General features: G+C 71.5%; 31 protein-coding genes. 15 read left to right on the plus strand and 16 right to left on the minus strand.

Annotated features, from left to right (window positions below; translation table 11 throughout):
* Nucleotides 1-73: 73 nt before the first annotated feature.
* The gene (locus tag KBX08_RS09370) at nucleotides 74-448 is read right to left on the minus strand and encodes a DsrE family protein (RefSeq protein WP_124820325.1); all 375 of its coding nucleotides are present in this window, start codon (nucleotides 446-448) and stop codon (nucleotides 74-76) included.
* A gap of 12 nt (nucleotides 449-460) precedes the next feature.
* On the opposite strand from KBX08_RS09370, the gene mtfM reads away from it, so the two are divergent.
* Together mtfM and KBX08_RS09375 are read left to right on the plus strand one after the other, a co-directional pair.
* Nucleotides 461-565, plus strand: a complete 105-nt coding sequence (gene mtfM / locus KBX08_RS34405; protein ID WP_030327764.1) for a small membrane protein MtfM — start codon at nucleotides 461-463, stop codon at nucleotides 563-565.
* Entirely contained in the window at nucleotides 559-1,149 is a 591-nt protein-coding gene (locus KBX08_RS09375; protein WP_112584198.1) for an FABP family protein, read from the plus strand. Before mtfM ends, KBX08_RS09375 begins: the two co-directional genes overlap by 7 nt.
* 21 nt (nucleotides 1,150-1,170) lie before the next feature.
* Here the strand turns inward: KBX08_RS09375 and KBX08_RS09380 are convergent, their stop codons facing one another.
* On the minus strand, nucleotides 1,171-2,049 hold the full coding sequence (locus tag KBX08_RS09380) for an aminotransferase class IV (RefSeq protein ID WP_210782452.1): 879 nt from the start codon (nucleotides 2,047-2,049) through the stop codon (nucleotides 1,171-1,173).
* A 93-nt stretch (nucleotides 2,050-2,142) separates the two neighbouring features.
* Between KBX08_RS09380 and KBX08_RS09385 the strand changes: the two genes are divergently transcribed.
* From KBX08_RS09385 to KBX08_RS09400, 4 genes are all read left to right on the plus strand, one after another.
* The gene (locus KBX08_RS09385) at nucleotides 2,143-2,547 is read left to right on the plus strand and encodes a Fur family transcriptional regulator (protein WP_210782567.1); all 405 of its coding nucleotides are present in this window, start codon (nucleotides 2,143-2,145) and stop codon (nucleotides 2,545-2,547) included.
* Nucleotides 2,544-3,656 (plus strand): folate-binding protein YgfZ, encoded by a 1,113-nt coding sequence (locus tag KBX08_RS09390; RefSeq protein WP_210782454.1) that lies wholly within the window; start codon nucleotides 2,544-2,546, stop codon nucleotides 3,654-3,656. Before KBX08_RS09385 ends, KBX08_RS09390 begins: the two co-directional genes overlap by 4 nt.
* A 23-nt stretch (nucleotides 3,657-3,679) precedes the next feature.
* Nucleotides 3,680-4,507, plus strand: a complete 828-nt coding sequence (locus KBX08_RS09395) for a 3-keto-5-aminohexanoate cleavage protein (RefSeq protein WP_210782456.1) — start codon at nucleotides 3,680-3,682, stop codon at nucleotides 4,505-4,507.
* A 94-nt stretch (nucleotides 4,508-4,601) separates the two neighbouring features.
* The gene (locus KBX08_RS09400; RefSeq protein WP_210782458.1) at nucleotides 4,602-5,561 is read left to right on the plus strand and encodes an asparaginase; all 960 of its coding nucleotides are present in this window, start codon (nucleotides 4,602-4,604) and stop codon (nucleotides 5,559-5,561) included.
* Between the two features lie 84 nt (nucleotides 5,562-5,645).
* On the opposite strand, the gene KBX08_RS09405 is transcribed toward KBX08_RS09400, so the two are convergent.
* Nucleotides 5,646-6,443, minus strand: coding sequence for an alpha/beta fold hydrolase (locus KBX08_RS09405; RefSeq protein ID WP_210782460.1), 798 nt, complete (start codon nucleotides 6,441-6,443; stop codon nucleotides 5,646-5,648).
* Nucleotides 6,444-6,555: 112 nt separating this feature from the next.
* Here KBX08_RS09405 and KBX08_RS09410 point away from each other — a divergent pair, with 112 nt between their 5' ends.
* The 6 genes from KBX08_RS09410 to KBX08_RS09435 all read left to right on the plus strand — a co-directional run bounded on the left by KBX08_RS09410 (nucleotide 6,556) and on the right by KBX08_RS09435 (nucleotide 10,764).
* Nucleotides 6,556-7,143: a helix-turn-helix transcriptional regulator gene (locus KBX08_RS09410; RefSeq protein ID WP_210782462.1), complete on the plus strand. Its 588-nt coding sequence runs from the start codon at nucleotides 6,556-6,558 to the stop codon at nucleotides 7,141-7,143.
* Nucleotides 7,140-7,775: a hypothetical protein gene (locus KBX08_RS09415; protein ID WP_210782464.1), complete on the plus strand. Its 636-nt coding sequence runs from the start codon at nucleotides 7,140-7,142 to the stop codon at nucleotides 7,773-7,775. The genes KBX08_RS09410 and KBX08_RS09415 overlap by 4 nt, the downstream gene beginning before the upstream one ends.
* A 71-nt stretch (nucleotides 7,776-7,846) precedes the next feature.
* Nucleotides 7,847-8,161: a DUF2516 family protein gene (locus tag KBX08_RS09420; protein WP_210782467.1), complete on the plus strand. Its 315-nt coding sequence runs from the start codon at nucleotides 7,847-7,849 to the stop codon at nucleotides 8,159-8,161.
* On the plus strand, nucleotides 8,158-9,045 hold the full coding sequence (locus tag KBX08_RS09425; RefSeq protein ID WP_091402823.1) for an alpha/beta fold hydrolase: 888 nt from the start codon (nucleotides 8,158-8,160) through the stop codon (nucleotides 9,043-9,045). Before KBX08_RS09420 ends, KBX08_RS09425 begins: the two co-directional genes overlap by 4 nt.
* Before the next feature lie 11 nt (nucleotides 9,046-9,056).
* The gene (locus KBX08_RS09430) at nucleotides 9,057-9,794 is read left to right on the plus strand and encodes an alanyl-tRNA editing protein (RefSeq protein WP_210782468.1); all 738 of its coding nucleotides are present in this window, start codon (nucleotides 9,057-9,059) and stop codon (nucleotides 9,792-9,794) included.
* Between the two features lie 55 nt (nucleotides 9,795-9,849).
* Complete coding sequence (locus tag KBX08_RS09435) at nucleotides 9,850-10,764, plus strand: SDR family oxidoreductase (RefSeq protein WP_210782470.1); 915 nt, start codon at nucleotides 9,850-9,852, stop codon at nucleotides 10,762-10,764.
* On the opposite strand, the gene KBX08_RS09440 is transcribed toward KBX08_RS09435, so the two are convergent.
* Genes KBX08_RS09440 through KBX08_RS09460 form a run of 5 tightly spaced genes read right to left on the minus strand, consistent with a single transcriptional unit; the run spans nucleotide 10,755 to nucleotide 15,320 of the window.
* Entirely contained in the window at nucleotides 10,755-11,723 is a 969-nt protein-coding gene (locus KBX08_RS09440) for a YafY family protein (protein ID WP_210782472.1), read from the minus strand. The genes KBX08_RS09435 and KBX08_RS09440 overlap by 10 nt on opposite strands.
* Before the next feature lie 23 nt (nucleotides 11,724-11,746).
* Nucleotides 11,747-12,388 carry a response regulator transcription factor gene (locus tag KBX08_RS09445; RefSeq protein ID WP_210782474.1) on the minus strand — a complete coding sequence of 214 codons (642 nt, stop codon included), beginning with the start codon at nucleotides 12,386-12,388 and terminating at the stop codon, nucleotides 11,747-11,749.
* Nucleotides 12,385-13,653, minus strand: a complete 1,269-nt coding sequence (locus tag KBX08_RS09450; protein WP_238689054.1) for a sensor histidine kinase — start codon at nucleotides 13,651-13,653, stop codon at nucleotides 12,385-12,387. The genes KBX08_RS09445 and KBX08_RS09450 overlap by 4 nt, the downstream gene beginning before the upstream one ends.
* An 11-nt stretch (nucleotides 13,654-13,664) precedes the next feature.
* Nucleotides 13,665-14,399 carry an ABC transporter permease gene (locus KBX08_RS09455; RefSeq protein ID WP_210782478.1) on the minus strand — a complete coding sequence of 245 codons (735 nt, stop codon included), beginning with the start codon at nucleotides 14,397-14,399 and terminating at the stop codon, nucleotides 13,665-13,667.
* 12 nt (nucleotides 14,400-14,411) lie between these two features.
* A complete protein-coding gene (locus KBX08_RS09460; protein WP_210782480.1) occupies nucleotides 14,412-15,320 on the minus strand; it encodes an ABC transporter ATP-binding protein in 909 nt (302 codons plus the stop codon).
* A 200-nt stretch (nucleotides 15,321-15,520) separates the two neighbouring features.
* Here KBX08_RS09460 and KBX08_RS09465 point away from each other — a divergent pair, with 200 nt between their 5' ends.
* Both KBX08_RS09465 and KBX08_RS09470 read left to right on the plus strand, forming a co-directional pair.
* Nucleotides 15,521-16,312 (plus strand): EI24 domain-containing protein, encoded by a 792-nt coding sequence (locus tag KBX08_RS09465; RefSeq protein ID WP_210782483.1) that lies wholly within the window; start codon nucleotides 15,521-15,523, stop codon nucleotides 16,310-16,312.
* Between the two features lies 1 nt (nucleotide 16,313).
* A complete protein-coding gene (locus KBX08_RS09470; RefSeq protein WP_210782485.1) occupies nucleotides 16,314-16,838 on the plus strand; it encodes an O-acetyl-ADP-ribose deacetylase in 525 nt (174 codons plus the stop codon).
* 265 nt (nucleotides 16,839-17,103) lie between these two features.
* Here KBX08_RS09470 and KBX08_RS09475 read toward each other — a convergent pair whose 3' ends face one another.
* The 7 genes from KBX08_RS09475 to KBX08_RS09505 form a co-directional block, all read right to left on the minus strand.
* Nucleotides 17,104-18,000, minus strand: coding sequence for a GNAT family N-acetyltransferase (locus KBX08_RS09475; RefSeq protein ID WP_210782486.1), 897 nt, complete (start codon nucleotides 17,998-18,000; stop codon nucleotides 17,104-17,106).
* Between the two features lie 151 nt (nucleotides 18,001-18,151).
* On the minus strand, nucleotides 18,152-19,159 hold the full coding sequence (locus KBX08_RS09480) for a LacI family DNA-binding transcriptional regulator (RefSeq protein WP_091402797.1): 1,008 nt from the start codon (nucleotides 19,157-19,159) through the stop codon (nucleotides 18,152-18,154).
* 18 nt (nucleotides 19,160-19,177) lie between these two features.
* Nucleotides 19,178-20,590 (minus strand): GH1 family beta-glucosidase, encoded by a 1,413-nt coding sequence (locus KBX08_RS09485; RefSeq protein ID WP_210782487.1) that lies wholly within the window; start codon nucleotides 20,588-20,590, stop codon nucleotides 19,178-19,180.
* On the minus strand, nucleotides 20,587-21,420 hold the full coding sequence (locus KBX08_RS09490) for a carbohydrate ABC transporter permease (protein WP_210782488.1): 834 nt from the start codon (nucleotides 21,418-21,420) through the stop codon (nucleotides 20,587-20,589). Before KBX08_RS09490 ends, KBX08_RS09485 begins: the two co-directional genes overlap by 4 nt.
* Entirely contained in the window at nucleotides 21,417-22,415 is a 999-nt protein-coding gene (locus tag KBX08_RS09495; RefSeq protein ID WP_210782491.1) for a carbohydrate ABC transporter permease, read from the minus strand. Before KBX08_RS09495 ends, KBX08_RS09490 begins: the two co-directional genes overlap by 4 nt.
* Nucleotides 22,416-22,484: 69 nt before the next feature.
* Nucleotides 22,485-23,789, minus strand: coding sequence for an ABC transporter substrate-binding protein (locus tag KBX08_RS09500; RefSeq protein WP_210782496.1), 1,305 nt, complete (start codon nucleotides 23,787-23,789; stop codon nucleotides 22,485-22,487).
* A 231-nt stretch (nucleotides 23,790-24,020) separates the two neighbouring features.
* Nucleotides 24,021-24,779: a maleylpyruvate isomerase family mycothiol-dependent enzyme gene (locus KBX08_RS09505; protein ID WP_210782499.1), complete on the minus strand. Its 759-nt coding sequence runs from the start codon at nucleotides 24,777-24,779 to the stop codon at nucleotides 24,021-24,023.
* 114 nt (nucleotides 24,780-24,893) lie between these two features.
* On the opposite strand from KBX08_RS09505, the gene KBX08_RS09510 reads away from it, so the two are divergent.
* Complete coding sequence (locus tag KBX08_RS09510) at nucleotides 24,894-25,931, plus strand: UDP-N-acetylmuramate dehydrogenase (RefSeq protein WP_307850495.1); 1,038 nt, start codon at nucleotides 24,894-24,896, stop codon at nucleotides 25,929-25,931.
* A gap of 169 nt (nucleotides 25,932-26,100) precedes the next feature.
* Here the strand turns inward: KBX08_RS09510 and KBX08_RS09515 are convergent, their stop codons facing one another.
* Nucleotides 26,101-26,889, minus strand: a complete 789-nt coding sequence (locus tag KBX08_RS09515) for a class I SAM-dependent methyltransferase (protein ID WP_210782505.1) — start codon at nucleotides 26,887-26,889, stop codon at nucleotides 26,101-26,103.
* Nucleotides 26,890-26,895 lie beyond the last annotated feature (6 nt).

Consider the following 26,895-nt stretch of genomic DNA (forward strand, 5'->3'; position numbering starts at 1 on the left):
ATCGTAGGCAGCCGTCCGAGATGTCGGGTCGGTATCGACACTCCGCTCGGATCGGCCCACCGCCGCCGTGCGGTCAGTAGACGAGTGCCTGCGCGCCCTCGGCCAACGCCTCCTCGACGAAGACCGCGGCACCGGCGATCCGGACCCCGGGGAGTACGTCGTCCGGGCCGATCTCCCGTCGGGCCGCGCACTGCGTGCAGGCGGTCACCCGGCCGCTGGTCAGGATGACGTGCAACAACTCGGCCAGGGGCGCGGAGTGCGGCAGGTCGAACTGCTGGGCGCGACCGGGCAGCGCGAACCAGGTGGACTCACCGGTCAGCCAGAGCGAGACGTCCACCCCGGCCGCTACCGCCGTCGCGGCGACGGTGAATGCCTGCGCGCACCGCTCCGGGGCGTCCGCCCCTGCGGTGGCCTTGACGACGAGATTGCGGGCCATGTGGCCCAGCATAGGATGGCCGGGATGGTTACCGAGATCGGGTTTGTCAGCCTGCTGGTCGCTGGCCTGGGCGGGCTCGCCGGTGGCCTGGTCTACCTTGCCGTACGCATTTCGAGAGGACGCTGGTGAGCGAGAACCCGCTGCAGCCGCCGTGGCTGAACGCGCCGCCGGTCGAGGAGTACCCGTTCGAGGAGAGCCACGACCTGCGGGTCGGGCCGAAGCTGCACCCCGCGCTGGATGCCCTGCTGCCGTACATCGGTCTGTGGCGTGGTCGGGGCAAGGGCGGCTTCCCCACCATTGAGGATTTCGACTACGCGCAGGAGATCCGGATCAGCCACGACGGCCGACCGTTTCTGCACTACGAGTCGCGTGCGTGGATCCTCGACGAGCAGAGCAAGCCGGTCCGTCCGGCCGGCCGCGAGGTGGGCTGGTGGCGGCCGGTGCTGGTGGACGGGCGGGCGACCGACGAGCTGGAGGCGCTGCTGACCACCCCGACCGGGGTGATGGAGCTGCACCTGGGCAAGCGCACCGGCACGCAGCTCGAGTTCGCCACCGACGCGGTGATCCGGACTCCGACCGCCAAGGAGGTCACCGGTGGGCACCGGCTCTTCGGCATCGTCGAGGGTGCGCTTCTCTACGCCCAGGAGATGGCCGCCATGGGGCACGGGCTCAGCCCGCACCTCTCCGCCCGACTCGTCCGGGTCGGCGGCTGACCCCGACGGTCGGTCACAGCACTAGACGGGGAAACCCAGCAGGGCCTGCAGGGCGGGGGTACGCGGGCAGCGAGCCCTCCGTACCCCGTCCAGCGTATGGACCTCGGCGGCTCCGCGCAGTGACGAGGTGAACCACACGCCGTCCGCCGCGTCCAGTTCGGCGGGGGTGACCATCCGTTCGGCGGCGCCCAGGCCCAGCTCGCTCGCGTGGGCGATCAGCCAGGCCGCTGTGGTGCCGGCGAGGATGCCGGTGCTGGCGGCCGGCACCGTGCAGAGCGTGTCGTCGGTGAGCCACACCACATTGGCGGTGGGGCCTTCCAGCGCGTACCCGTCGGAGGAGATCCAGAGCACGTCGTCCACGCCGGCCCGGCGGGCCCAGCGGCGGGCGGCGCTGTTGACCGCGTACGACGTGGACTTGATGCCGGCCGGCAGCCAGGTCAGCCCGCTGCGGGCGGCGGCGGGCAGCCCCAGCGGCAGGGTGGCCACAGTGATCCCGTCCCGCCGGGCGGCCCGGGAGGCCGCCGGCACCGGGGCCAGCGTGGCGTAGATCGTGGGCGGACCGCCGGCCTCCGGGCCTCGGGTGCAGACCAACCGAAGTGCCCCCTCCACAGCCGCTGGCCAGCCTGTTCGCACCTGGTCCAGCAGGTCGACCAGCGCGGCGGTGGGGGGCAGGGGTAGCTCCACGGCGGCCGCCGCCGTGGCCAGGCGGGCCAGGTGTTCGTCGCGCAGCCACGGTTGGCCGTCCCGCAGGTGCATGGTCTCGAAGAGGCCGTCGCCGTGCAGCACCCCGAGGTCGTCACCGCGGAGCACCGGGTCGCCGGGTGGCACCGGGCCACGCCCCAGGACGGCGATCCGCGCGGTCGGGTCGGCTCCGACCTTCTCGACGGACGACCTCACCATGACCGTCGAGCGTAGCGGTGATCGATCGCGGTGCGGGGAACAGCCCGGTGGCCGAACTATGATCGGACGGTGTCCGAATCCTCCCTCGCGGAAATGCTGCGGGCCCGTGGGCTGCGGCTGACGGCCCAGCGGCAGCTCGTCCTCCAGGCGGTGCTCGATCTGGGCCACGCCACCCCGGAGCAGGTGCACACCGCGGTCCGGGAGGTCGCCGCCGGCGTCAACATCACCACCATCTACCGCACGCTTGAGCTGCTGGAACGGCTCGGTCTGGTCACCCACACGCACCTGTCGCACGGCTCACCGACCTATCACGCCGCCGGTGAGCACCAACACGTCCACCTGGTCTGCCGGGAGTGTGGCGCGATCGACGAGATCGAGCCGGAGCTGCTCTGCCCCCTCGCCGACCAGTTGGCCGCGCAGCGCGGGTTCCGGGTGGACATCGGGCACGTGTCACTCTTCGGCGTCTGCGTACGCTGCGAGAACGGGGACGAAAAATGATCGACATCGCGGGTGCGGTGGCCGTCGAGGGCATCGACGAGGCCAGCCGTGACCAGCCGGATCCGGCGCACGTCGCGGCCGGGGTGCGGGGGGTGGCCGCGCACTACGGCGACCCGCTGCGCGAGCAGCGCACCCTCGACACCGCTGTCGGTCTGGTCGACCGGTCGCATCGAGGGGTCATCGCGGTGGCCGGGGAGGAACGGGCCAGCTGGCTGCACACAGTCACCTCGCAGCACCTGAACGCGCTGGCCGCCGGTGAGGGCACCGAGTTGCTGGTGCTGTCGCCGCACGGCCACGTCGAGCAGCACGCCATGGTCGCCGAGGACGGCGAGACCACCTGGCTCGACACCGAGCCCGGCGCGACCGAGGGCCTGCTGACCTACCTGGAGAAGATGCGGTTCTTCAGCAAGGTCGAACCACGCGACGCGACGGCCGAGCGTGCGCTGTTGTCGCTGGTCGGGCCGGCGGCCATGGAGGCGCTCGGCACGCTCGGCGTGACCGGGCTCGCCGCACCGGACGTGGTCGCGGTGCCGGGTCCGAAGTTCCCGCACGGTGCCGTGCCACCTCGGGCGAGCGCTCGGTACGACGTACGGCCACTGCCGATCGGCGGCTGGGCCCGACGTGGTCCGCTCGGGGTGGACCTGCTGGTGCCCCGGTCGGCGATGGACCAGGTGGTGGCGGAGCTGCGCGGTGCCGGGGTGCCGGTCGCGGGGCTGTGGGCGTACGAGGCGATCCGGGTGGCCGCCCGGCAGCCCCGGGTCGGGGTGGACACCGACCACCGGACCATTCCGGCCGAGGTCGACCTGATCGCCCCGGCGGTGCATCTGGACAAGGGTTGCTACCGGGGGCAGGAGACGGTGGCGCGAGTGCACAACATGGGCCGGCCGCCGCGTCGCCTCGTACTGCTGCATCTGGACGGGGTGACCACCGATCAGCCGCCGGTGGCCGGTACGCCGGTGACGCTCGACGGCCGGGCGGTCGGTTTCGTCGGCACCGCAGTGCTGCACCACGAGCTGGGCCAGGTCGCGCTCGCGGTGCTGAAGCGGAACGTCCCGGACGACGCCGCGTTGCTGATCGGCGAGACCGCGGCGGCGATCGACCCGTCCTGAGCGGGCCGTCTAGGATCGCCGGCATGACGACAGGGACGTTGATCACGGTGGCCCCGACCGGCGCTGAGTCGGCCAAGGCGGAGGTGCCGGCGCTGCCGGTGACCCTCGACGAGTTGCTGCTCACCGCCAAGGAGTGCGAGGCGCTCGGCGCCGCCGTGATCCACGTCCACATCCGCGACGACGAGGCCCGGCCGACGCTCGACCCGGTGCGGTTGGCCGACACGGTGGCGGCGCTGCGGGAGAGCACCGACCTGATCGTGCAGCTCTCCTCCGGTGGTGCGGTGACCGACCCGGAGGCCGCCCGGCTCGCCGTGCTGGACGCCCGTCCGGACATGGCCTCCTGCACCATGGGCACTGTCAACTTCGGCGACGACGTCTTCCTCAACCGCTGGGAGTTCATCGTCGACCTGCACACCCGGATGCAGGAGCGCGGGATCGTGCCGGAGTACGAGATCTTCGACCTCGGCCACCTGTCCGCGTTGCAGCGGTTGCTCGGCAAGTACGGGCTGCCGGCCGGCGGGCACGTGCACGTCGACTTCGTGATGGGCGTGCCGGGCGGGATGCCGGGCACCACCGAGACCCTGGTCGCGGCCCACCGGATGCTGCGGGACCTGCCCGAGGGCACCACCTTCTCGGCCACCGGCGTCGGCCGGAGCACCATCGCGGTGCTGCTGGCCTCGCTGTCGACGGGCGGGCACCTGCGGGTCGGCATGGAGGACACCGTGACCTACGCGAAGGGCCGCCCGGTGGAGTCCAACATGCAGTTGGTCGCCCGCGCTGTGGGTTTCGCCCAGCTCGCCCAGCGCCCGCCGCTGACCACCACCGAGGCCCGCGAGCTGCTCGGGCTGTAAGGCCGGGTCTGTCCCGCGCCCCTGTCACCCGGGCGGTGGACCTCCTGGTCACCCCGCCGCCGGGCACCCCCGGACCGTCGGTACCGTCCAGCGCGTGACGAAGACGTACGAGGGCGGCGCGCCGCTCGCCGAGGTGGTCCGGTCCGGGTTCGTGGAGGGTGCGCACCGCGGCTCGGTGGTGGTGCTGGACGCCGCCGGTGCCGCGGTGGCGACCGCCGGGGACGTGACCTCGCCGATCTTCCCCCGGTCGGCCAGCAAGCCGATGCAGGCGATCGGGATGCTCCGGGCCGGCCTGGCCCTGACCGACCCGGCCGACGTGGCGCTGGTCTCCGCGAGCCACGCCGGCGAGGAATTCCACATCTCCCGGGTCGGTGCGCTGCTGGAGCGCGCCGGATTGGACGCGTCGGCGCTGCACTGCCCGCCCGACCTGCCGGTGGGGGCCGCGGCCCGGGAGGCGGTGCTTCGAGCCGGTGGCGCCCCCAGCCGGGTGCAGATGAACTGCTCCGGCAAGCACAGCGGGATGCTGTTGACCTGCGAGGCCGCCGGTTGGTCCCGGGAGGGCTACTGGCGGCCGGAGCACCCGCTTCAGCAGCGGCTGCGGGCCGCCATCGAGGAGTTCACCGGCGAGCAGGCGGCGGCGGTGGGGGTCGACGGCTGCGGCGCCCCGGTCCTCGCGGTGTCGCTGACCGGCCTGGCCGGGGCGTACCTCCGGCTGGTCGACGCCGAGCCCGGCTCGGTGCCGCGCACTGTGGCCGACGCGATGCGGGCGTACCCGGAGATCGTGGGTGGCACCCAGGCCGACGACACCCGGTTGATGCGCGGTGTCCCGGGGCTGCTGGCCAAGGTCGGTGCCGAGGGCGTGATCGCCGTGGCGCTGGCGGGCGTCGGCGCTGTCGCACTGAAGATCGACGACGGCGCCGACCGGGCCCGGATGCCGGTACTGGTCTCGGCGCTGCGCCGGCTCGGCGTGGACGCTCCGGTGCTGACCGAGTACGCCGAGGTGCCGCTCTTCGGTGGCGGGGTCCCGGTCGGGGCGGTCCGCCCGCTCTGGTGACACCACGGGCCCACCGGCCCGGCCGCCCGACCCGGCGGCCAACTCCGGATCGAGCGACGTCAGGCCCGTCGGCGGCGGTGGTGGCTAGCTCAGAAAGTCGAGCAGCGCGGCGTTGACCGGCTCCGGACGCTCCAGCGGCAGCAGGTGCGCGGCGTCCGGCACGTCGGGCAGTCGCACCGCGCCGGGGACCTCGGCGGCGATCCGGTCGGCGAGCCGACTGATGTCCGGCACGTCCGCGGCGCCGGCGGTGACCAGGACGGGGATCTTCAGCTCCCCGAGACGGCCGATCGCCGGTGGCGACAGCTCTCCCACCTCGACCGCGCCGAGCGCCAGTTCGGCGGCGAGGGCACGCTGGTCCATCTCCTGCGCGAACGCGACCAGCTCCCTGTCGACGTCCTCCGGCTGACGGCGCGGGCCGACCACCCAGAACCGCACCTCACCGGCCGCGCCGGCCACGAAGTCGTCCGGGTCGACCTCGCCGACCAGGCCGTCCCAGAGGTCGTTCGCCTCGTCGGACCACTCGTTGCCGGAGACCGCCGTGTCGAACAACGCGAGGGCGCTCACCCGGTCGGGGTGGGCCAGCGCGGTGTCGATGGCGACCGCCCCGCCGAAGGAACAGCCGACCAGGGCGGCCCGGGGCAGATTGAGCGCGTCCAGCAGCCCGGCCACGTCGTCGTGGTGCGCGAACGGCGTCGGGGGCAGCTCGGAGTCTCCGTAGCCACGCAGGTCCGGGACGATCACCCGGTGCCGGGCGGCGAGCGCGGACACCTGCCCCCGCCACATCCGCCGGTCGGCGATTCCGGCGTGCAGCAGGACGACTGGCGAACCGGTGCCGGCCTCGTCGTACGCGATGCTTGCTCCATTGACTGTGATCTTGTGCACGGACGGACCGTACGGATCGGCCGAGTGGCGCGCAAACGGGGTGCTGAGACCTTGCTAACTATGGTTAGCGTTTTGCTTGCAACAGCTAGCGCGGACGATTAGCGTCGCTGCCATGGCCACACCCAAGGACCTTCCCGACGTCGGCGGGTTCATCCGCGATCTGCGGCGCAACGCCAAGATCTCGCTACGGCAGCTCGCCGAGCAGGCGGGGGTCAGCAACCCGTACCTCAGCCAGATCGAGCGCGGCCTGCGCAAACCCAGCGCCGAGGTGCTCCAGCAACTGGCGAGCGCGCTGCGGGTCTCCACGCCGGCGATGTACCTGCGCGCCGGTCTGCTCGACGATAAGGAAGGCCACGGGGTGCTCGCCGCCATCGCCGTGGACGCCGACCTGACGATGGCGCAGAAGCAGTCGCTCAGTCAGATCTACGAGACGTTCCGCCGGGAGAACACCCGGCTGGCCGAGGCCCAGGCCGAAGCCGAGACGGCGCAGGCCGACCAGCCCGCCAGCCCGTCCGCCAGCCAGGCCGCGGACCTGGCCAATGTGGCCGCCACCGGCCCCACCACCGTGGGCGGCACCCCGACCGAAGCCGTGCTCGAGTCGGTAGCCGTCACCGAGGCGGGCACCGCCCCCGCCCCGGGCAGCACCAGCATCCCCCAGAAGAAGAAGGCCGCCGAGGCGGCCGAAGAGGAGACGTCATGAGCGAGCCGAAGACCAACCGCATCCCCGCCCCGATCTACGCCGCAGCCGGCGCCGGTGAGCTGGCCATCGAGCAGCTGCGCAAGCTGCCGGCCGTGGTCGGCGTCCTCAGCACCCGGGTCGTCGCCGACCTGGGTGGCCGGGCCGTGCTGACCGGCTTCGAGCTGAAGCAGAAGGCCACCGAGACGCTGCGAACCGCCAACGAGACCGCCGACCTGGCGAAGCTGCGCGAGGTGGCCGACATCGACAAGCTGCGCGCCGCCGCGACCCGCAACGCCGCCCTGGTGGTCGCGGGTGCCCAGGTCGCCCAGGAACGCGCCTTCGCCGCGTACGGCGCGCTGGTCGCCCGGGGCGAGCGGGTCGTCGGTGCCGGCGTGCTGGAGGCCGCCGAGACCGTCAACGCCGACATCGAGGCCACCGAGGCTGTGACGCCGGCCACCACCGCGGCTGTCATCACCCCGACCGCTGCGGCCCCCGCCGACGCGCCGACCCCGGCCGACGTGGCGGGGATCGCCGAGGCCAAGCCGGCCGCGGTCAAGAAGGTCGCCCGCGCGCCGAAGGCCGCCAAGCCGGCCGAGACCCCGTCGGCGAAGCTTCCCCGGGCCACCAAGCGGACCCGCCCGGCCGCCGAGTAGCTCGTCGGGTCCACGACCCCGGCGGCGTCCTTGTCGGACGTAGCCGGGGTCGTGGACATAAACTGGCCGACATGGCCAACGCCGCGCCGATCTTCGCCTATGCCGTCCGTGACGTGATCGAGCTGATCCTGCTCGTCTTCGCGCTGATCGTTCAGGGCGTCGCCCTGGTGCACGCCGTCACCCAGCGCTCCGACGCCTTCCCCGCCATCGGGACGCTGCCCAAGGGCGGTTGGATCGCCATCCTGGCGGTCTGCCTCGTGCTGACCCTGCTCGGCTTCGGTCCGATCAGCCTCTTCGGGCTGGTCGGCATCGCCGCCGGTCTGATCTACCTGCTCGACGTCCGGGTCGGTCTGCGCGACCTGAGCGACGGCAAAGGGTTCTGGTGAGAGGTTTTCGCTGGCCGCCTCCGCCCGACAGCGGGCCCCGCACCTGGGGGCCCGGGCCGGGTGGGCCGCGTACCGGCCGGCCGGCGCTGCCGGAGCCGGAGACCGAGCTGGTCACCACTCCGCACGGCGTACGGCTGGAGCGGCTGGTCACCGGCACCGGTGATCCGGTCACCGTGTTCGCGCACGGGCTGGGCAACGGCATCGCCACCACCCGCCCGTTCGGCAGTGGGGTGAACGGGCGCAAGGTGTTCTTCCAGTTCCGCGGGCACGGCCGTTCCGAAGCCCCGGACGGGCCGTGGGACTACCTGGACCTGGCCCGGGATCTGCGGGCGATCGCCGACCTCGGCGGCGCCAGCCGCGCGTTCGGCGCGAGCCTCGGCGCGGGCGCCCTCTGCCGACTCCTCGTGGAGAGCCCGGAGCGTTTCGACAAGCTGGTCTTCTTCCTGCCGGCGGTCCTCGACGAGCCACGCGGGCCGCTCGCCCGGGAGCGCGTCACCGACCTGCTGGAGGCGGTGGAGAGCGGGGACGCCTCGGCGGTCGCCGACATCGTCACGCTGGAGTTGCCCCCGGCGGTGCGCAACACCCCGGCCGGCTGGGCCTACCTGCGGCAACGGCTCGACCAACTGCTTCGCGACGGTCTGGCCGACGGTCTGGCCACGCTCACCGACCAGACACCGCTGCGCCAGATCGGTGACCTGACGGCGGTCACCGCGCCGGCGCTGGTGATCGGTTGCGCGGGCGACGACCTGCACCCGGTCGAGGTCGCCGAGCGGCTCGCCGTCGCGCTGCCCCAGGCCACCCTGCACGTGTACGACAGGCCCGGCGTGCTCTGGTCGGAACGCGCCGACCTGCGGGACCGCATCTCCGGCTTCCTGAACGAGTAACCTGCCCTGTCATGGGCGTCACACAGCACGGCCGGACGCACCGGCTGGACCTTGCCGACCCGACACTGCGCGAATGGACGTGCACGGTCCTGCACTCCGACGCGGAGCAGGGCATCGTGCTGGACCGTTCGGCGTTCTACCCGGGCGGCGGTGGTCAACCACCCGACCACGGCGTGCTGCTCTGGCAGGGGGTGCAGACCCGGATCGTCGGCACCCGCAAGGGCGACGACCCCTACCTGGTTCCCGCCGAGGGTGACCCGCTGCCGCCGGTCGGCACCGAGGTCGTCGGCGCGGTGGAGGACGAGCGCCGCACCCGGCTGATGCGCACCCACTCCGGGCTGCACGTGCTCTGCGGTGTGGTGTTCCGCGACTTCGGCGCGCTGGTGACGGGGAACTCCATGGAACCGGGCGAGGCCCGGATGGACTTCAACCTCCCCGAGGTGCCCCCGGATTTCAAGAGTCGCATCGAGGAGCTGGTCAACGCCGAGGTGGCCGCCGACCGCTCGGTCGCCACCCGGGTGCTGCCGCGCACCGAGGCGCTGGCCCTGCCGGACATCATCCGTACCCAGTCCAACCTCATCCCGCCGGATGAGCAGGAGGTCCGGATCGTCGACATCGTCGGGCTCGACGTGCAGGCCGACGGCGGCACCCACGTCGCCTCCACCGCCCAGATCGGCAAGGTCCAGGTGGTCAAGGTGGAGAGCAAGGGCCGGGCCAACCGTCGGGTCCGGGTCCGACTGGTCGACTAGATCGAGTACCGAATTCGGACGTCGGTTGTCAGGTATTCCTGACAACGTCGCAGGCATGACACAACCGCTCACAGGAAAGATCGCGCTCGTCGCCGGTGCCACCCGTGGTGCCGGACGGCAGATCGCCGTTCAGCTCGGCGCGGCCGGTGCCACTGTCTACGCCACCGGTCGCAGCTCCCGGGCCGGCCGCTCCGAGATGGACCGACCGGAGACCATCGAGGAGACCGCCGAGCTGGTCAGCGCGGCCGGCGGCACCGGCATCGCCGTTCAGGTCGACCACCTGGTGCCCGAGCAGGTCCGCGACCTGGTCGCCCGGATCGACGCCGAACAGGGCCAACTCGACGTGCTGGTGAACGACATCTGGGGCGGCGACCCACTGGTCACCTGGAACAAGCCGGTCTGGGAGCAGCCGCTCGACGCCGGCTTCCGTACCCTGCGACTGGCCGTCGACACGCACATCATCACCAGCCACTTCGCCCTGCCGCTGCTGATCCGCAAGCCCGGCGGCCTGGTGGTGGAGATGGGCGACGGCACCAAGGCGTACAACGACGAGAACTACCGGCTGTCGGTCTTCTACGACCTGGCCAAGGTCTCGGTCAACCGGCTCGCCTTCAGCCAGGCCCACGAGCTGAAGCCGCACGGCTGCACGGCCGTGGCGCTCACCCCCGGCTGGATCCGTTCCGAGGCGATGCTGGAGCACTTCGGCGTGACCGAGGAGAACTGGCGCGACGGTGCCGCCACCGACCCGAACTTCCTCATCTCGGAAACCCCGGCCTTCGTCGGCCGGGCGGTGGCCGCGCTCGCCGCCGACGAGGAGAAGGCCCGCTGGAGCGGCAAATCCGTCGACGCCGGCACGCTGTCCAAGGTGTACGGCTTCACCGACCTCGACGGCAGCCAACCCGAGGGTTTCCGCTACATCACCGAGGTGGTCGACGCGGGCAAGCCGTCGGACGTGACCGGCTACCGGTAGAGCGCGGCAAGCCGGTCGGCGCCCTCCGCGAACAACCGCCGCAGCTCGGGTGGGCCGAGGACCTCGACCTCGGGGCCGAGCCCCAGCAGTTGGTGGTACGCCACCTGGACCGACTCGACGGGCAGCCGCGCCATCACCCAGCCCTGCCCGTCGGGCGGGCTGGCGGCGGCGACCAGTTCGTCGTACACGAAGGGGGCATCGACCAGGTGCCGGAGCTGGCGCAGGCCGGCGGGGCTCAGCCGGACGGCGACCTCGGCCCGCAGCATGGTCCGCAGGAACGACCCGGCCTGTCCGCGCCAGTGCCCGGCCAGGTCGAAGCCCTCGTCGCGGTCGAAGTGCTCGTCGCCCACCTCGACCCCGGTGACCCGGTCCACCCGGTAGGTGCGCACATCGTCGCCGACCCGGCCGACCAGATACCAGACCCCGCTCTTGAGCACCAGACCGTACGGCTGGACCTGGCGGGTCACCTCCCGGTCGCCGCGTCGGTAGCGCAGCTCCACCACCCGGTCGCCCCAGACCGCCCGGGCCAGCTCGGGCAGCCAGAGCGGTGGCGCGGTCTCCCGGAACCAGCCCGGCACGTCCAGGTGGAACCGCTGCCCGGCACGAGCCGGCGCGTCGCGCAGGGCGGGTGGCAGCGCGGCGAGCACCTTCAGCTCGGCGGACGCGACCGCGTCGGCGAGCCCCATCTCACCGGCCGGCCCGGGCAGCCCGGCGAGGAAGAGCGCCTCCGCCTCGTCCCGGGTCAGCCCGGTCAGTCGGGTGCGATACCCGCCGAGCAGGCGGTAACCACCGGCCCGCCCCCGGTCGGCGTAGACCGGCACGCCCGCCGCCGAGAGCGCCAGGACGTCCCGATAGACGGTCCGCTCGGAGACTTCCAGCTCCCGCGCCAGCTCGCTCGCGGTCATCGACCCGCGCGACTGCAACAGCAACAGCAACGAGATCAGTCGGGACGCGCGCATCCGCCCATCCTGCCCGGTGCCGCTCACCGCCCGCCGGGCGTCAGCAACCCCCTGTCGTACGCGGTGGCCACCGCGGCAGCCCGGTCGTTGACTCCGAGCTTGGCGTACAGGTGCAGCAGGTGCGTCTTGACGGTGGCCTCGCTGATGAACAGTCGGGTCGCCGCCTCCCGGTTGGAGGCGCCCCGGGCCACCAGGGTGAGCACCTCCAACTCCCGTTGACTGAGCGGCTCCTCGGCGGGAGCGCGCAGTCGACCCATCAGCCGGCCGGCGACGCTCGGCGCGAGCACCGACTCGCCTCGGGCCGCGGCCCGGACCGCCCGAACCAGATCCTCCCGAGGTGCGTCCTTGAGCAGGTAACCGGTAGCACCGGCCTCGATCGCCGGCAGCACGTCCGCGTCCGTGTCGTAGGTGGTGAGCACCAGCACCCGGGCGGTGCTGCCGGCGCGAGCCAGTCTGCCGATGGCGGTGACGCCGTCCATCCCGGGCATCCGCAGATCCATCAGCACCACGTCCGGCCGCAGCGTCGCGACCAGGGCCAACGCCTCCGAACCGTCCGCCGCCTCGCCCACCACCTCGAAGTCGGGGTCGCCGGTGAACATCCCCCGCAGGCCGTCCCGCACCACCGGATGGTCGTCGACGATCAGCAGGCGAACCGGGGCGGTCAACCGGCACCTCCGGGTAGCGCGGGGACGGACGCCGAGATGGCGGTGCCGCCGCCCGGCTCGGATTCGACTGCCAACTCGCCACCGACCCTCGCCACCCGTTGCCGCATGGCGGTCAGTCCGTACCCGCCGCCCGGCTCACGGGGCATCGGCTGGTCGGTGAGGTCGAAGCCCGCCCCGTCGTCGCGGACGTCGAGCGTGACCACGTCCGCCATGTACGACAGGGTCAGCCCGACCCGCGACGCGGCGGCGTGCCGGGCCACGTTGGACAGCGCCTCCTGGGCGGCCCGTAGCAGTGTCACCTCGACCTCCGGGTGCAGTGGGCGGGGCGTGCCGGTGGTGGCCACGTCGGCCCGTACCCCGTTCAGGGCCGCCCAGCGCCCGCCCAGCTCGACCAGCGCGTCCGGTAGTCGGGCCGTCTCCAACGGTTCCGGACGGATCGCCTGTACCGAGCGGCGGGCCTCGGTGAGGCTCTCCCGGGCCAGGGCGAGCGCGTTGTCGACGTGCCGACGCCAGTCGGCGGACCGGTCGCGGGTCTGCTCGGCCGCCTCCAACTGGGTGATGATGCCGGTCAACCCCTGCGCCAGGGTGTCGTGGATCTCGCGCGCCATCCGTTGCCGTTCGTCAAGCACGCCGGCCTCCCGGGCCTGGGTGAGTAGTTGGGCGTGCAGCCCGGCGTTCTCACTGGCCGTCTCGGTGAGTTGGCGGTTGGTCTCGCCGAGTTCCGCCACCAACCGCTTGCGTTTGGCGTCCTCCTGTTCGGCGACCATCGCGAACCAGGTGACCGAGCCGGCCACCACCAGGTTGAACAGCACCAGCACCAGCCAGAGCGGCAGGTGCGACACCACCACCGACAGGCCGCCGCCCTGAGACGTGGCGACCAGGGCGGCAGTGGTGACCACGCCGGCGACCCGCCAGCGCCCGGGTAGCACCGGAAAGGCGTGGATGTAGCCGATCCAGGCGAAGAAGCCGTACCACGGGCTGGCGGCCACCAGTGCGGCGGCGAACGTGAGCAGGCCGGCGTAGTAGACCGCCATCAGCGTGCGCCGGCTCTGCCAGCCGGGGTGCAGTGTGACGAACCAGGCGACCCAGCATCCGGCCGCCACGGCGACGGCGAGGGTGGGCAGTGTCCCGAGATGATCGGGTGCCGGTGCGACGAGGGCCAGCAGGGTGCCCAGGGTCAGCCCGCCGAAGGGGAACACCCGATAGAGGCTCGCTTCGCGCTCTCGCCAACTGGTCAGACGGTCGTGCCCACCGTTGCAGATCATCGCATCTCCGCTCACTCCCAGCGGAACAGTTTCGCCGCGCCGGCGCCGGCCGCCACGGCGATCACCGCCATTATCCCCAGGTGCAGCGGCTGCGGCGGGGTGCCGGTCCAGGCGTCGAGGAGCGCCTGCACCCCGGGCGGCGTGTAGTCGCCGATCCGCGCCACGAAGTCCGGAAGCAGGAACCGGGGCAGGTAGACCCCGCCGAAGAACATGGTGACCAGGAACAGCGGCACGGCCAGGGCCTGTGCCGCCTTCGTCGTCCGGGCCACCGCGGCGACCAGCAGACCGAGCGACAGCAGGGCGGCCGTGCCGAGGATGAACGCCAGCGTGAAGCCGAGCGGGTGCCGGGGGAGCGGCACCCCGAACGCGAGCCGGGCGACGACGATGAGCAGTAGCGCGCTGGCCAGGATCCCGGCCAGGGCCAGCACCAGTTGGGCCGCGAGCAGAGCGGCCGGGTGCGCGGGGGTGGTCGCCAGTCGGCGCAGCACGCCGCGTTCCCGGTAGGTGGCCAGCACGGCGGGCAGGATGTTCACCCCGACCATGGCGAGGGTGACCACAAGCAGCGACGGGGCAAAATAGCTGACGAAGGTCTGCCCGTCGAAGGTCGGATCCGGCTTGCGCAGCGAGGGGATCAGCCCCAGCACCACCAGGATCACTGTGGGCAGCCCGATCGTGGTGAGAAGCGTCGGAAGGTCCCGCAGGTAGAGCCGCGCCTCGGTTCGCAGGATGTTGCGGAAGGCGTGCATGCTGGCTCCTTCTCAGTTGGCGGGCCGGTGCCCGGTCAGCTCGACGAAGGCGTCGTCGAGGGTGGACTGCTCCAGCCGCAGGTCCGCGGCGACGATCTGGTGGCGGGCGAGCACCGACGTGACGGCGTGCAGCAACTCACCGGTGCCGGTCACCACCACCTGGCTGCCGGTGCGCTGCACAGCGGAAACCTCGGGCAGGTCGGTGAGGAGTCGGTCGTCGACCGGAGCCGAGGGCCGGAACCGGATCCGCTGCTCCGGAGCCACCGTCGACACCAGGCCCGCCGGGCTGTCCAGGGCGACCACCCGGCCCCGGTCGATCACCGCGACCCGGTCGCAGAGCCGCTCTGCCTCCTCCATGAAGTGGGTGACCAGCACGATCGTCACCCCGCTGTCACGGACCTGTTCGATGAGGCCCCAGGTGTCCCGGCGGGCCTGCGGGTCCAGCCCGGTGGTCAGCTCGTCGAGGATGGCGATCTCCGGGTTGCCCACCAGGGCCAGCGCGATGGACAGCCGCTGCTTCTGACCGCCGGAGAGCTTCTTGTACGCGGTGTTCCGCTTCTCGCCGAGGCCCAGCTTGTCGATCAGCTCGGCCGGATCGGCCGGGTTGCGGTAGAACGAGGCGTACAGCTCCAGTGCCTCTGCCACCCGCAACCGGTCCGGCAGTTGACTCTCCTGGAGCTGCACCCCGACCCGCTGGCGTAGCTGGGCCGCGTCCCTGCGGGGGTCGAGCCCGAGGACCGACACCCCGCCCCCGTCGGGGACACGCAGCCCCGCGACACACTCCACCGTGGTGGTCTTGCCGGCGCCGTTCGGACCGAGGACCCCGAAGATCTCCCCGGCCTCCACGGAGAGCGACACGTCGTCCACCGCCACCAGGTCGCCGTACCGCTTCTTCAGGTGGGTCACCTCGATGACCGGCATCGTGCCGCCTTCCGCCGCCGCTGACTTCGTACCCCTCAATGGTTGTCGGGGTGGCCCGCCGGCGAATCGACCGGTCAGCGACGAACCCCGGTGTGCCCGGTGGATCACTGCCGTCCGTCAACCGGTTGATGTGTACGTGGTGAGTCGCTGCTAGCGCTCCGTCCGGCGGATCCGATCACGGCTGGTTAGGCTGCTCGATCGTGGATGCCAGCAGAATCGCCAGCCCGGTGACCGGGGTCGTCGGACGCTTCCTCGCCGGGGCGGGGCTGCTCCTGCGCGGGTTGGGCCTCTACGTCCGCAGCCCGGGGCTGATGCTGCTCGGCATCGTGCCGGCGCTGATCTCCGGCGTGCTCTTCCTGGCCGCGCTCGCCACGCTCGTGTATTTCGTGGACGATCTCGCCGCGCTGGTCACCCCGTTCGCCGACGACTGGTCGAGCACCGGCCGCAGCCTGGTCCGGGTGATCGCCGGGTTGGCCTTCCTGGGGCTCGGCGGCCTGCTCGGCGTGCTCACCTTCACCGCTGTCACCCTGGTCATCGGCGACCCGTTCTACGAGAAGATCTCCGAGCACGTCGAGCAGCGGTACGGCGGCACGCCGGGCGCTGTGGACGTGCCCTTCTGGTCGTCGCTGCGCCGCAGCCTCGCCGACTCGGTACGCCTGGTGGCGCTCACGGCGCTGGTCGGCATCCCGCTCTTCGTCGCCGGCTTCATTCCGGTGGTCGGCCAGACGGTCGTCCCGGTCATCGGGGCGGCCGTCGGCGGGTGGTTCCTCGCCGTGGAGTTGGTGGGCGCACCGTTCTACCGACGGGGGATGCGGCTGCCGCAGCGCCGGACGATCCTGAAGGCCGACCGACCCACGGCGCTCGGCTTCGGAGTGGCCGTCTTCCTCTGCTTCCTGATTCCGCTCGGCGCCGTGCTGATCATGCCGGCCGCAGTCGCCGGTGCCACGTTGCTGGCCCGTCGCTCGATGGGCCAACCGATCGAGGAGAGCTGACATGGAGATCAGCCTGGTCGAGGGAGACATCACCGCCCAGCGGGTGGACGCCATGGTGAACGCCGCGAATTCGTCGCTGCTCGGTGGCGGTGGGGTCGACGGTGCCATCCACCGGCGCGGCGGGCCGGCGATCCTGGCCGAGTGCCGGGCGCTGCGGGCGTCCCGCTACGGCAGGGGCCTGCCCACCGGCCAGGCGGTGGCGACCACGGCCGGGGAACTGCCGGCCCGCTGGGTGATCCACACCGTGGGGCCGGTCTGGTCGGCCACCGAGGACCGGTCGGCGCTGCTGCGCGACTGCTACGCCAACAGCCTCCGGGTGGCCGACGAGGTGGGCGCGACCACTGTGGCGTTCCCGCTGATCTCGGCCGGCATCTACGGCTGGCCGGTCGACGACGCGGTTGGTCAGGCGCTGGCGGTGCTGCGCGCGGCCACCCCGGCCACCGTCACCGAGGCCCGCCTGGTGCTCTTCGGCCCCGACACCCACGCTGTCGCCCGCCGGGTGTTCGAGGAGCGGCCCTCGCCTTGAACACCGACCTTGTCCTTGATCACTTGATGCTGAGCAGTTCAGCCCCGGCGCCGCCCCATTGATCATGGAGTTGTGGTGAGTGACAAAGTGCCTTTGTTGCAACAAAACGGGCACCACAACTCCATGATCGACGAGGTCTGGCTCGTCCTTTCCGCGATCTTGCACTTTCTGTCGCGGCGTAGGGGGCATTCCGCGCATTCCGACGACAGAAACTGCAAGATCGGCGCGGGCGGGGCAGATCGCTAACGCATTCCCGGACTGCAGGTCACTTCAGGTCGGCCAGGCAGGTCCACTGGGATGCCACCGGTCGGTAGCCCAGTCGGGTGTTGATCGCGAGCATCGGCCCGTTCTCCTCGTCGTTCGAGGTGTACGCGACGCGCACGCCGTCCCCAGCGGCCCGGTGCAGCGCTGCGGTCTTGGTGAGCCGGGCGAGGCCCCGCCCCCGGTAGGCCGGGATGGTGCCGGTGAAGTCCGACCACATCCGGTCCCCGTCCCGCTTCACCAGGCTGAAGGCGGCGACCTCACCATCGAGTTGGGCGGCGGTGCTGGCCGACTTGTCCAGGCCGAGGTTGTCCCAGACGTCGTACTGCCAGCTCTCGTAGCTGATCGAGTCGACCGGCACGTCGCCCGGCTCGTCGGCGGCCGAGGCCACGTCCGCCGCGTACAGCAGGTGCGGGTCCAAGTCGGAGATCGGCAGCAGCCGTACGCCCGGGGGCAGCTCGGGTAGCGCGGGCGCCGAGTCGAGGTCGAGCGCCGAGTAGCGCACCTCGCGGCTGGGCTCGTAGCCGTGTCGGCGGGCGAACGGCAGCCCGTCCGTTTGGGCCATGGCACGTACCCGGCGGATTCCCAGTTGGCGGAGGTGGTCGGTGACAGCGGTCAGCAGCGCCGTGCCGACGCCGCGCCTCCGGTGTTCCGGGTGCACGTGCAGCATCGAGACCTCCCCGAAGTTCGGCGTTGAGGTCCAGCCCGAGCGTTGCGCCGACACCCAGCCGACCACCTGGTGGTCGACCTCGGCCACGAAGGCGGTCCAGCCCTCCTCGGGTGGGGGCTCGGCGATCATCTTTCGGGTCGACTCGACCCCGCGCACCAGGTACGGGTAGACGATCGTCCGCAGCGCCACCACGCCCGGAGCGTCGTCCGGCTGTGCCTCACGAATGCGCATGTCAGGCCCCCATCCATACGGCCGCGACGGCCTCGATCTCGACGCGCTGGTGGTAACAGCGGAGCACGTGCAGCAGCGCGACAGGATTCGGCATGTCGGCGAGGCTAGCGACGATCGTCCGCCCGAGCGACGCATTAACCGCCCGGTACGGTCAGGCGGAGGCGCGGCGGATCAGTTCGGTGGGGAGCATGATCGCCTGCTCGATGCTCTCCCCGGCGGCCAGCCGGAGCAGTTGGCGGGTCATCCGGCGGCCGAGTTCCACGATCGGCTGCCGGACGGTGGTCAGCGGCGGCTCGGTGTAGGCGGCGGTCTCGATGTCGTCGAAGCCGACCACCGCCACGTCGTCGGGCACCCGTCGACCCGCCTCGCGCAGCGTCCGCAGGGCGGCGTGCGCCATCAGGTCGGAGGCGGCGAAGACGCCGTCGAGGTCGGGATGCTCGGCGAGCAGGCGGCGCATCGCCGCCGACCCGGATTCCCGGGTGAAGTCGCCGATTGCGATCAGCTCGGGCAGCCCCGCGTCGGCGACCGTGCTGCGGTAGCCGCTGAGCCGCTCGATCCCGGCGACCATGTCCTGTGGCCCGGCGATGGTCGCGATCCGTCGACGACCGCTGTCGATCATGTGCCGGACGGCTGCGGTCACCCCGGCCACGTGGTCGACGTCGACGTACGGGACGGGCACGTCGCCGAGCGGCCGACCGCTGACCACCACCGGGATGCCGAGTCGGGCCAGCGTGCCGGGCAGCGGGTCGGCACCGTGCAGCGACGCGAAGAGCACGCCGTCGACGTGCCGGCCGGTGGTGTACCGCTCGACCCGGTGGTGCCCGGCCGGCGAGCCGGCGAGCATCAGCACCAGTTGCTTGTCGGCCGCCTCCAACTCCTGGCTGACGCCCCGGATGATGCCGGGGAAGACCTGGTCGTCGGAGAAGACCCGGGTGGCCGCCTCCGGCATGACCAGGGCGATCGAGTCGGTGCGCTGGGTGACCAGGCTGCGGGCCGCCAGGTTGGGCACGTACCCCAGCTCGGCGACCGCCCGGGTGACCGCCTCGCGGATCGGCTCGGCGACGGTGGTGGAGCCGTTGACCACCCGCGAAACGGTGGCGCGGGAGACCCCGGCCCGCGCTGCCACCGCTTCGAGCGTCGGCCGCTGCGCCGTCGTCATCGCGCTTTCCCCCGCTCGTCACAGCCCGTTCCGGGAGATCACCTCCTGGTACCACCGGGCGCTGGCCTTCGGTGTGCGCCGCTGGGTCAGGTAGTCGACGTGCACGATCCCGAACCGCTTGCGGTAACCCTCCGCCCACTCGAAGTTGTCCAGGAATGACCATACGAGATAACCGCGCAGGTCCACGCCCCGGGAGATCGCCTCGTGCGCCGCACGGAGGTGCCCGTCGAGGTAGGCGATGCGATCGGCGTCGATCACCTGCGTCGGGCCGTCGGGCGAGTCGGCGCCGGGCTTGTCGGGGAACGCCGCGCCGTTCTCGGTGATCAGCAGCGGCACACCGGGGTAGTCGGCGGCGATCCGCTCCAGCAGCCGGGTGAGCCCGGCCGGTTCGATCATCCAACCCATGTCGGTGAGCGGCCCGGCCGGCGGCAGGAAGTGCACAGCGCCCTCGGTGCCCGGATACGCGCCGTTGCCGGCGCCGTCGGGCCGACCGGCCACGTAACTCGGGGCGTAGTAGTTGATGCCGAGCAGGTCGATCGGGGCGGCGATCACCTTCTCGTCGCCGTCGCGGATGAACGTCGGCTCGACGAGCCGGGCCACGTGCTCGCGGACGTCGTCCGGGTAGCCGCCGGCCAGCAGCGGGTCGAGGAAGATCCGGTTGTGCAGGCCGTCGACCAGGCGGACCGCGGCGGCGTCGGCAGCGCTCTGCGGGTCGGCCGGGCGTACGTCGGCCGGGTTGACGGTGACGCCCACGCTGCGCGCGCCGGCCGCCCGCAACGCCCGCGCCGCCAGGCCGTGGCCCAACAGCAGGTGGTGTACGGCGGTGAAGGCCGCCGCCGGGTCCTGCTCGCCGGGAGCGTGCAGGCCGTTGGCGTAACCGAGGTAGGCCGAGCACCACGGCTCGTTGAGCGTGGTCCACACGTCGATCCGGTCGCCGAGGCGGGCGTACACCGCGGTGGCGTAGGTGGCGAAGTGTTCGGCGGTGTCCCGGTTGGTCCAGCCGCCCCGGTCGCCCAGGGCCTGCGGCAGGTCCCAGTGGTAGAGGGTGACGATCGGGTCGATTCCGCGGTCGAGCAGCGTGTCGGTGAGCCGGTCGTAGAAGTCCAGCCCACGGGGGTTGGCGGGGCCGGTGCCGTCGGGCTGGATTCGCGGCCAGGCGACCGAGAACCGGTACGCCCGCAGGCCCAGCTCGGCCATCAGCGCCACGTCGTCGGCGTACCGGTGGTAGTGGTCGCAGGCGACGTCGCCGGTGTGGCCCTGGTACACCTTGCCCGGCGTACGGCTGAAGGTGTCCCAGATGGACGGACCGCGACCGTCGTCGCGGGCCGCACCCTCGATCTGGTACGCGGCGGTGGCTGTCCCCCAGAGGAAGTGTTCGGGAAACCGGATCTCGTTGTCGGGCCGGTTGGTTGGCTCGCTCCGCTCGTTCACGCCTTGACCGCACCTTCCATGATTCCGCCGATGATCTGTCGGCCGAACAACACGAAGACCAGTAGCAGGGGCAGCGTCGCGATGGCCGTTCCGGTGAACACCTGCGACATGTCCTGGTAATACCCGTCCGACAGTGCTCGTAGGGACAGTTGCACTGTCGGATTCGCCGGATCGTTCAATACAGCGTACGGCCAGAGGAAGTCGTTCCAGGTGGTCATGAAGGTGAGTAGACCGAGGACGGCGGCGGCGGGACGCAGGGCGGGCAGCACGACGTGCCACCAGATCCGGGCGGTGCCACAGCCGTCCATCCGGGCGGCCTCGATCAGTTCGTCGCTGATGGCCTGGCCGGCGTACTGCCGCATCATGAACACCCCGAACCCGGTGACCAGCACCGGGACGATGACCGCGGGCAGCCGGTCGTTCCAGTGCAGCTTGGTCATGAGCAGGTAGAGCGGAATCACGCCGAGCTGTGTCGGCACCATCATGGTCGCGATGATGACGAGCAGCAGGGCGTTGCGGCCACGGAACCTGAGCTTGGCGAAGGCGAACCCGGCCAGGCTGGAGAAGAACACCACGGAGACGGTCACAGTGGTCGCGACGACAGCCGAGTTGATCAGGCCGGTCAGGAAGTACGCGTCGGTGTTGTCGAACAGGCGGGCGATGTTGGCGCCCAGGTTGCCGCCGGGGGTGACCGGGGGTGGCAGTTGGCCCATCGCGTCGTTGCTGCGGCTGGCGACGACGAACATCCACCAGATCGGGAAGACCGACAGGCCGGCGGCGACGACCAGGGCGAGGTAGGTGAGCGGGCTGGCCCGCCAGAGCCGGCTCATCGGGTGGTTCCCTTCCGGGCGTTGGGGCGCGCTCCGCCGCCGAGTCGGCGCAGGAGCAGCACGTTGACCGCCGCGACGATCGCGATGAGCGCGAAGAGCAGCCAGGCCACGGCCGAGCCGTACCCGAAGTTGTAGTGCGGGGCGAAGGCGTTCTCGAACATGTACATGGTCAGGGTCTGCGACTCGCGCAGCGGCCCACCGCGGATCGGGTTGGTGCCGGAGTGGAACATCCGGGGCTCGGTGAAGAGTTGCAGTCCGCCGATGGTGGCGATGATGGCGCAGAAGATGATCGTCGGTTTGAGCAGCGGCACGGTGACCGACCAGAACTGTCGGGCCCGGCTGGCGCCGTCGATCGCCGCCGCCTCGTACAGGTCGCGGGGGATGGCCTGCATCGCGGCCAGCAGGATCAGCGCGTTGTAGCCGGTCCACCGCCAGTCGACCATGGCGGAGATGGCCACCCAGGAGGCCAGCCGGTTGGACTTCCACTCGATCGCGTCCAGCCCGACCAGGTCGAGCAGCCAATTGATCATGCCGAACTCACGGCCGAAGAGCACCCCGAACACGATCGCCACCGCGGCGGTGGACGTGACGTTGGGGACGAGCACCGCCATTCGCCAACCGGTGCGCCCCCGCAGGCCCCGGTTGAGCAGGTTGGCCAACCAGAGCGCCGCCAGCAACTGCGGAACGGTCGAGATGACGAAGATTCCCAGCGTGTTGACCAGCGCGTGCCAGAAGTCCACGTCGGCCAGCAGCCGGGTGTAGTTCTCCGCCCCGACGAAGGGGTGGTCGGCTCCGAGCAGGTCCCAGTCGTGCAGCGAGACCCAGAAGGTGTACGCCAGCGGGTACGCCCCGAAGATGCCGAAGATCAGGAAGAACGGGGCGATGTAGAGGTACGGGGAGAAGCGCGTGTCGAATCGACTGAGTCGACCCGAGGATTGGCGGCTGTTACCGGTTGCCGGTGTGGCCGGCGGGCGGGCGTCGAGCTGGACGGTCATGCCCGAGAACTCCTTTCCGTCGTGCGGGCGGGACCTCTGCTCCGAGGCCCGCCCGCACGCTCGCTCGGGCTACTTGGCGGCGGCCTTCTTCGCGTTGGCCACCGCGTCGGTCCAGCCCTGCGCGGGGCTGCGCTGACCCAGCTCCACGGTCCGTACGGCGTTCTCCACCTCGGTCCGTACGGCCTGGTTCTTCGGGCCCATGTAGACCGGCTTCAGGCTCTTCGCGCCGGTGCCGAAGATGGTGCCGACCGGTGCCCCCGAGAAGTACGCGTTGGTGGCGCCGGTGATCGCCGGGTCGTCGAGCGCCTGCGGCGAGGAGGGCAGCGGGCCCTTGGCCTTGAACGCCCCGATCTGCCCCTTGGCGCTGGTGAGGAACTTGGCCAGCTTGATCGCCTCGGCCTGGTGCTTGCTCTGCTTGGGCACGGCGAGGTGCGATCCGCCCCAGTTGCCGCCGTTGCCGGGCACCTGGGCGATGTCCCACTTGCCCTGGGCGCCAGTGCCGGCGTTGGCTTCGATGACGCCGGTCATCCAGGCGGGGCAGGCGATGGTGGCGAACTTCGACTGCTTGAAGGCGGAGACCCACTCTTCCGACCAGGAGCCGTACTTTCCGGAGAGGCCGGAGTCGATGATGTCCATTGTGACGTCGTAGGCCTGTCGCACGGCCGGGTTGCTGTCGACCACCAGCTTCTCGCTGGTGTCGTAGTAGCTGTAGCCGCTGCTGTTGCCGGCGGTCTGCAGCAGGATCGTGTTGAACGTGTTGGTGGCCGCGTCGAGGAAGGACGCTCCGGTCTTGGCCGCGACGAACTTCTCACCGGTGGCGATGTAGTCCGACCAGGTGGGCCAGAGCTTGGAGACCTCGTCGCGCTCGGTGGGCAGGCCGGCCTTCTGGAAGAGGTCCTTGCGGTAGCACATGGCGATGCCACCCACGTCGGTGCCGAGGCCGATGAGCTGCTTGCCGTCGGCGGTCAGGCCGGCGTTCCACTTCCACTCCAGGAAGTTGCCCTTGAGGTCGGCGGCGCCGTGGTCCAGCAGGTTGACGAAGTTCGCCGGATTGGCCTTGTACTCGACAAGCAGACCCTCCTCGATGGCCACCACGTCGCCGGCGCCCCGGCCGGCGGCGAGCCACTGGGTGAGCTTCGGCGAGTACTCGTCGAGGTTGGTGCCGGTGCCGCGCTCGACGATCTTCACGCCGGGGTTGGCGCTCATGTACTCCTGGTAGAGCTGCTCGTAGCCGAACTGGCCGAAGACATCGACGGTCAGGGTGACCGGTCCGTCGCCCGGCTCGTCGCCGCCGCCGCAGCCAGCGGTGACGAGCAGGGCGGTGGCGGCGGCGAGGGCCACCGCGGCGAGGCGGCGGCGCGGGAAGACAGCCATGGGTTATCGACCTCTCTCAAGGCGGGCGGGTGATGGCAGATGGCTAAGAGAGCGCTCTCACGACAGGGTGGTGGGTCGCCAACCGACTGTCAAGAGAGCGCTCTCTCAGCGTTGTGGTCCCGTGATGAACGCTCCCGCCGGCACGGCGTCCAGCAGGCGAGGGAACCCCCGACATCGGCGAAGGGCGCCACCCCCGGATGGGGGGTGACGCCCTCGTTCGTGATGGGTCGGTCAGCCGGTGCGCAGACCGTCCAACAGGGTGCGGTCACCGGCGACGTCCAGCGTCTCGAAGCTCACCCGACCCCAGAGCGCCAGCAGCAGGTCGCTCGCGGTGCCGCTGACCTGGGCGCGGGCGTGGTGATCGTCGTGGTCGAAGATGGTCGCGGTGTCGAGCAGCGCCACCCCCTCGCCGCGCAACCGCAGATACCACTCCTGGGCCGCATCGGTCGCGCAGAGCTGCACCACCCCGTGCCAGTCACCGGGCACCTGCCGCCGGCCCGCCGGCAGCCAGGTGTCCAGCACCTCACTCACCCCGTCGGCCGCGAGCTTCGCCTCGACCGGATCACCAGCCCCGATGGCGAGCTGGGCGTCCCAGCGGTGCACAGCCGTCTCGTGCGCGATCCGACGCGGCCAGAAACCGGCCTTCTTCGGCTGCGGGGCCCAGTTCCACGCCGGTGCCTCGGGGTCGAGCCCGTCGAAGAGGGTCATCACCCGGTCGTAACCCTGCTGCCACAGCTGGAGCGCGTTCACGCCCGGGTCGGCCTCGATCTTCTCCCGCCGAGGCGGCTGGCTGGTCTGGCCGGAACCGGCGAACGACGACACCCAGTGGTAGATGCCGGCCATGTGCAGTGTGACGTCGTTGACCGTCCAGCCCGGACAGGACAGCACCGGTGTCTCCGGCGGCGCCTCGGCCACCGCTGCCGCGAAAGCCGGACCCTCCGTCCGGAGCGCCCCGATCCAGAAATCCTTGCTGCCCTGCAGTCTGCTCATCGCCATCCTCCCGGGGGTGCCGGGCGACCAGTGGGTGCCACGGCTACTTGTCAGCCTAAGGTGAAGGGCGTGCCAGACGCCTCCGCCCAGCCGACAACCGACGCCGATCGTGCCATCCCCGGTCCACTCGCCGGCTACACCACCCTCGGAACGGGTGGGCCGGCCGAGCGGATCGTGGCCGCCGGCAGTGCCGACGAGCTCGTCCAGGCGGTACGCGCCGCGGCGGAGCCGGTCCTGATCCTGGCCGGGGGCAGCAACGTGGTGATCGGCGACGCCGGTTTCCCCGGCACCGTCGTGCTGGTGCGCTCCCGTGGCATGCGGGTCATCGCCGAGGACGCCACCTCGGTCACCGTACGGGTCGACGCCGGCGAGCCGTGGGACGACCTGGTCGCCTCCACCATCGCCAACGGCTGGGCCGGGCTGGAATGCCTCTCCGGCATCCCCGGCTCGACCGGCGCCACCCCCATCCAGAACGTCGGCGCGTACGGCCAGGAAGTCGCCGAGACGATCACCGGCGTCGAGGTGTACGACAGGGTCGAGGGCACCCGTCAGGTCATCCCCGCCGCAGACTGCGGCTTCGCCTACCGGGGCAGCATCTTCAAGTACGTGGACCGCTGGGTGGTGCTCTCGGTCGACTTCCGACTCACCAGGTCCTCGCTGTCAGGGCCGGTGCGCTACGCGGAGCTGGCCCGAGCCCTCGGTGTCGAGGTGGGCGACCAGGTGCCGCTGGCCGACGCCCGAGCGGTGGTGCTGCGACTGCGGGCGGGCAAGGGGATGGTGCTCGACGCCAACGACCCGGACACTCGCTCGGTCGGCTCCTTCTTCACCAACCCGGTGCTCGACCGCGCGACGTACGAACAGCTCCTGGAACGCTCCGCCGAGCTGGGTGACCCGCCCGCCTGGCCCGGGGCGGACGGCCTGGTCAAGGTGAGCGCCGCCTGGCTGATCGACAAGGCCGGCTTCGCCAAGGGTCACCCCGGCGAGGGTGGGGTGGCCATCTCCAGCAAACACACCCTGGCCCTGACCAACCGCAGCGGCACCGCCCACACCGCTGACCTGCTCGCGTTGGCCGCCACCATCCGCGATCAGGTCCACGCCCGCTTCGGCGTAACCCTGCACCCCGAACCAGTCCTCATCAACTGCACCCTCTAACCCGGTCGGGCTCCCGCCCCCCGCCCCGCCCCGCCCTCGCGCCCCGCGCCCATCCCGCCCGCGCCCCGCGATCTTGCAGTTTCTGCGGTGACATAAGGGCCACAAAAGGGCAAATAGCCAACCGAAAGTGCAAGATCGGCGTGCGGCGTGCGGCGTGCGGGGTGCCGGGTTAGGGGAGGGGCCAGGGGAGGGTTAGTTCGCCCTGGCGCCAGCGGGTGGCGTTGTCGAGGATGGGCCAGCCTGTTTCGCGGAGGCGGGTCACCGCGTGCAGCCAGCGTTGGCGGGGGCCGAAGGTGGCGTACGGGGCGGCGGCCTGCCAGGCGTCGTCCAGGGCGCGGATCAGCGCGTGCACCGGCTCACCGGGAACGTTGCGATGGATCAGCGCCTTGGGTAGCCGCTCGGCCAGCTCGGCAGGGCTGCCCAGCGTGGTGAGCTTCGCGGCCAGGGTCAGCGTCCGGGGGCCGTCGGCGTCGATCAGCAGCCAACTGGCGAGCCGCCCCAACTCGTCACACGTGCCCTCGACGAGCACTCCGCCGGGGGCGAGCGCGGCGGTCATCGTCTGCCAGGCTTCGGTTACCTCGCTCTCGTCGTACTGTCGCAGCACGTTGAACGCGCGGACCAGCACCGGCCGGAGCCCGGCCAACTCGAACCCACCCCGGGCGAACGTCAGCCCGGGTGGGTCGGCGGCCGGCGCCGCGGCCGCCACCCGGGCCGCGTCGATCTCCAACCCGACCAGCCGTACGTCCGGACGGACCCCGGCCGCCAGCCGAGCGCGCAACTCCACAGCGGTCACCGGGGTGGCACCGTAGCCGAGGTCGACCACCAGGGGGTCGTCCGCCGCCGACAGCCGGTCGGCGCAGGTGGCGACGATCCAGTTGTCCACCCGACGGAGCCGGTTCGGGTTCGTCGTGCCGCGGGTGACCACGCCGACCGGCCGGCGCCGCGCCACGCCGCTCATCCCGAC

This window comes from Micromonospora sp. H61 (assembly GCF_018070325.1).
In the GTDB taxonomy this organism is placed as follows: Bacteria; Actinomycetota; Actinomycetes; order Mycobacteriales; family Micromonosporaceae; genus Micromonospora; species Micromonospora salmantinae.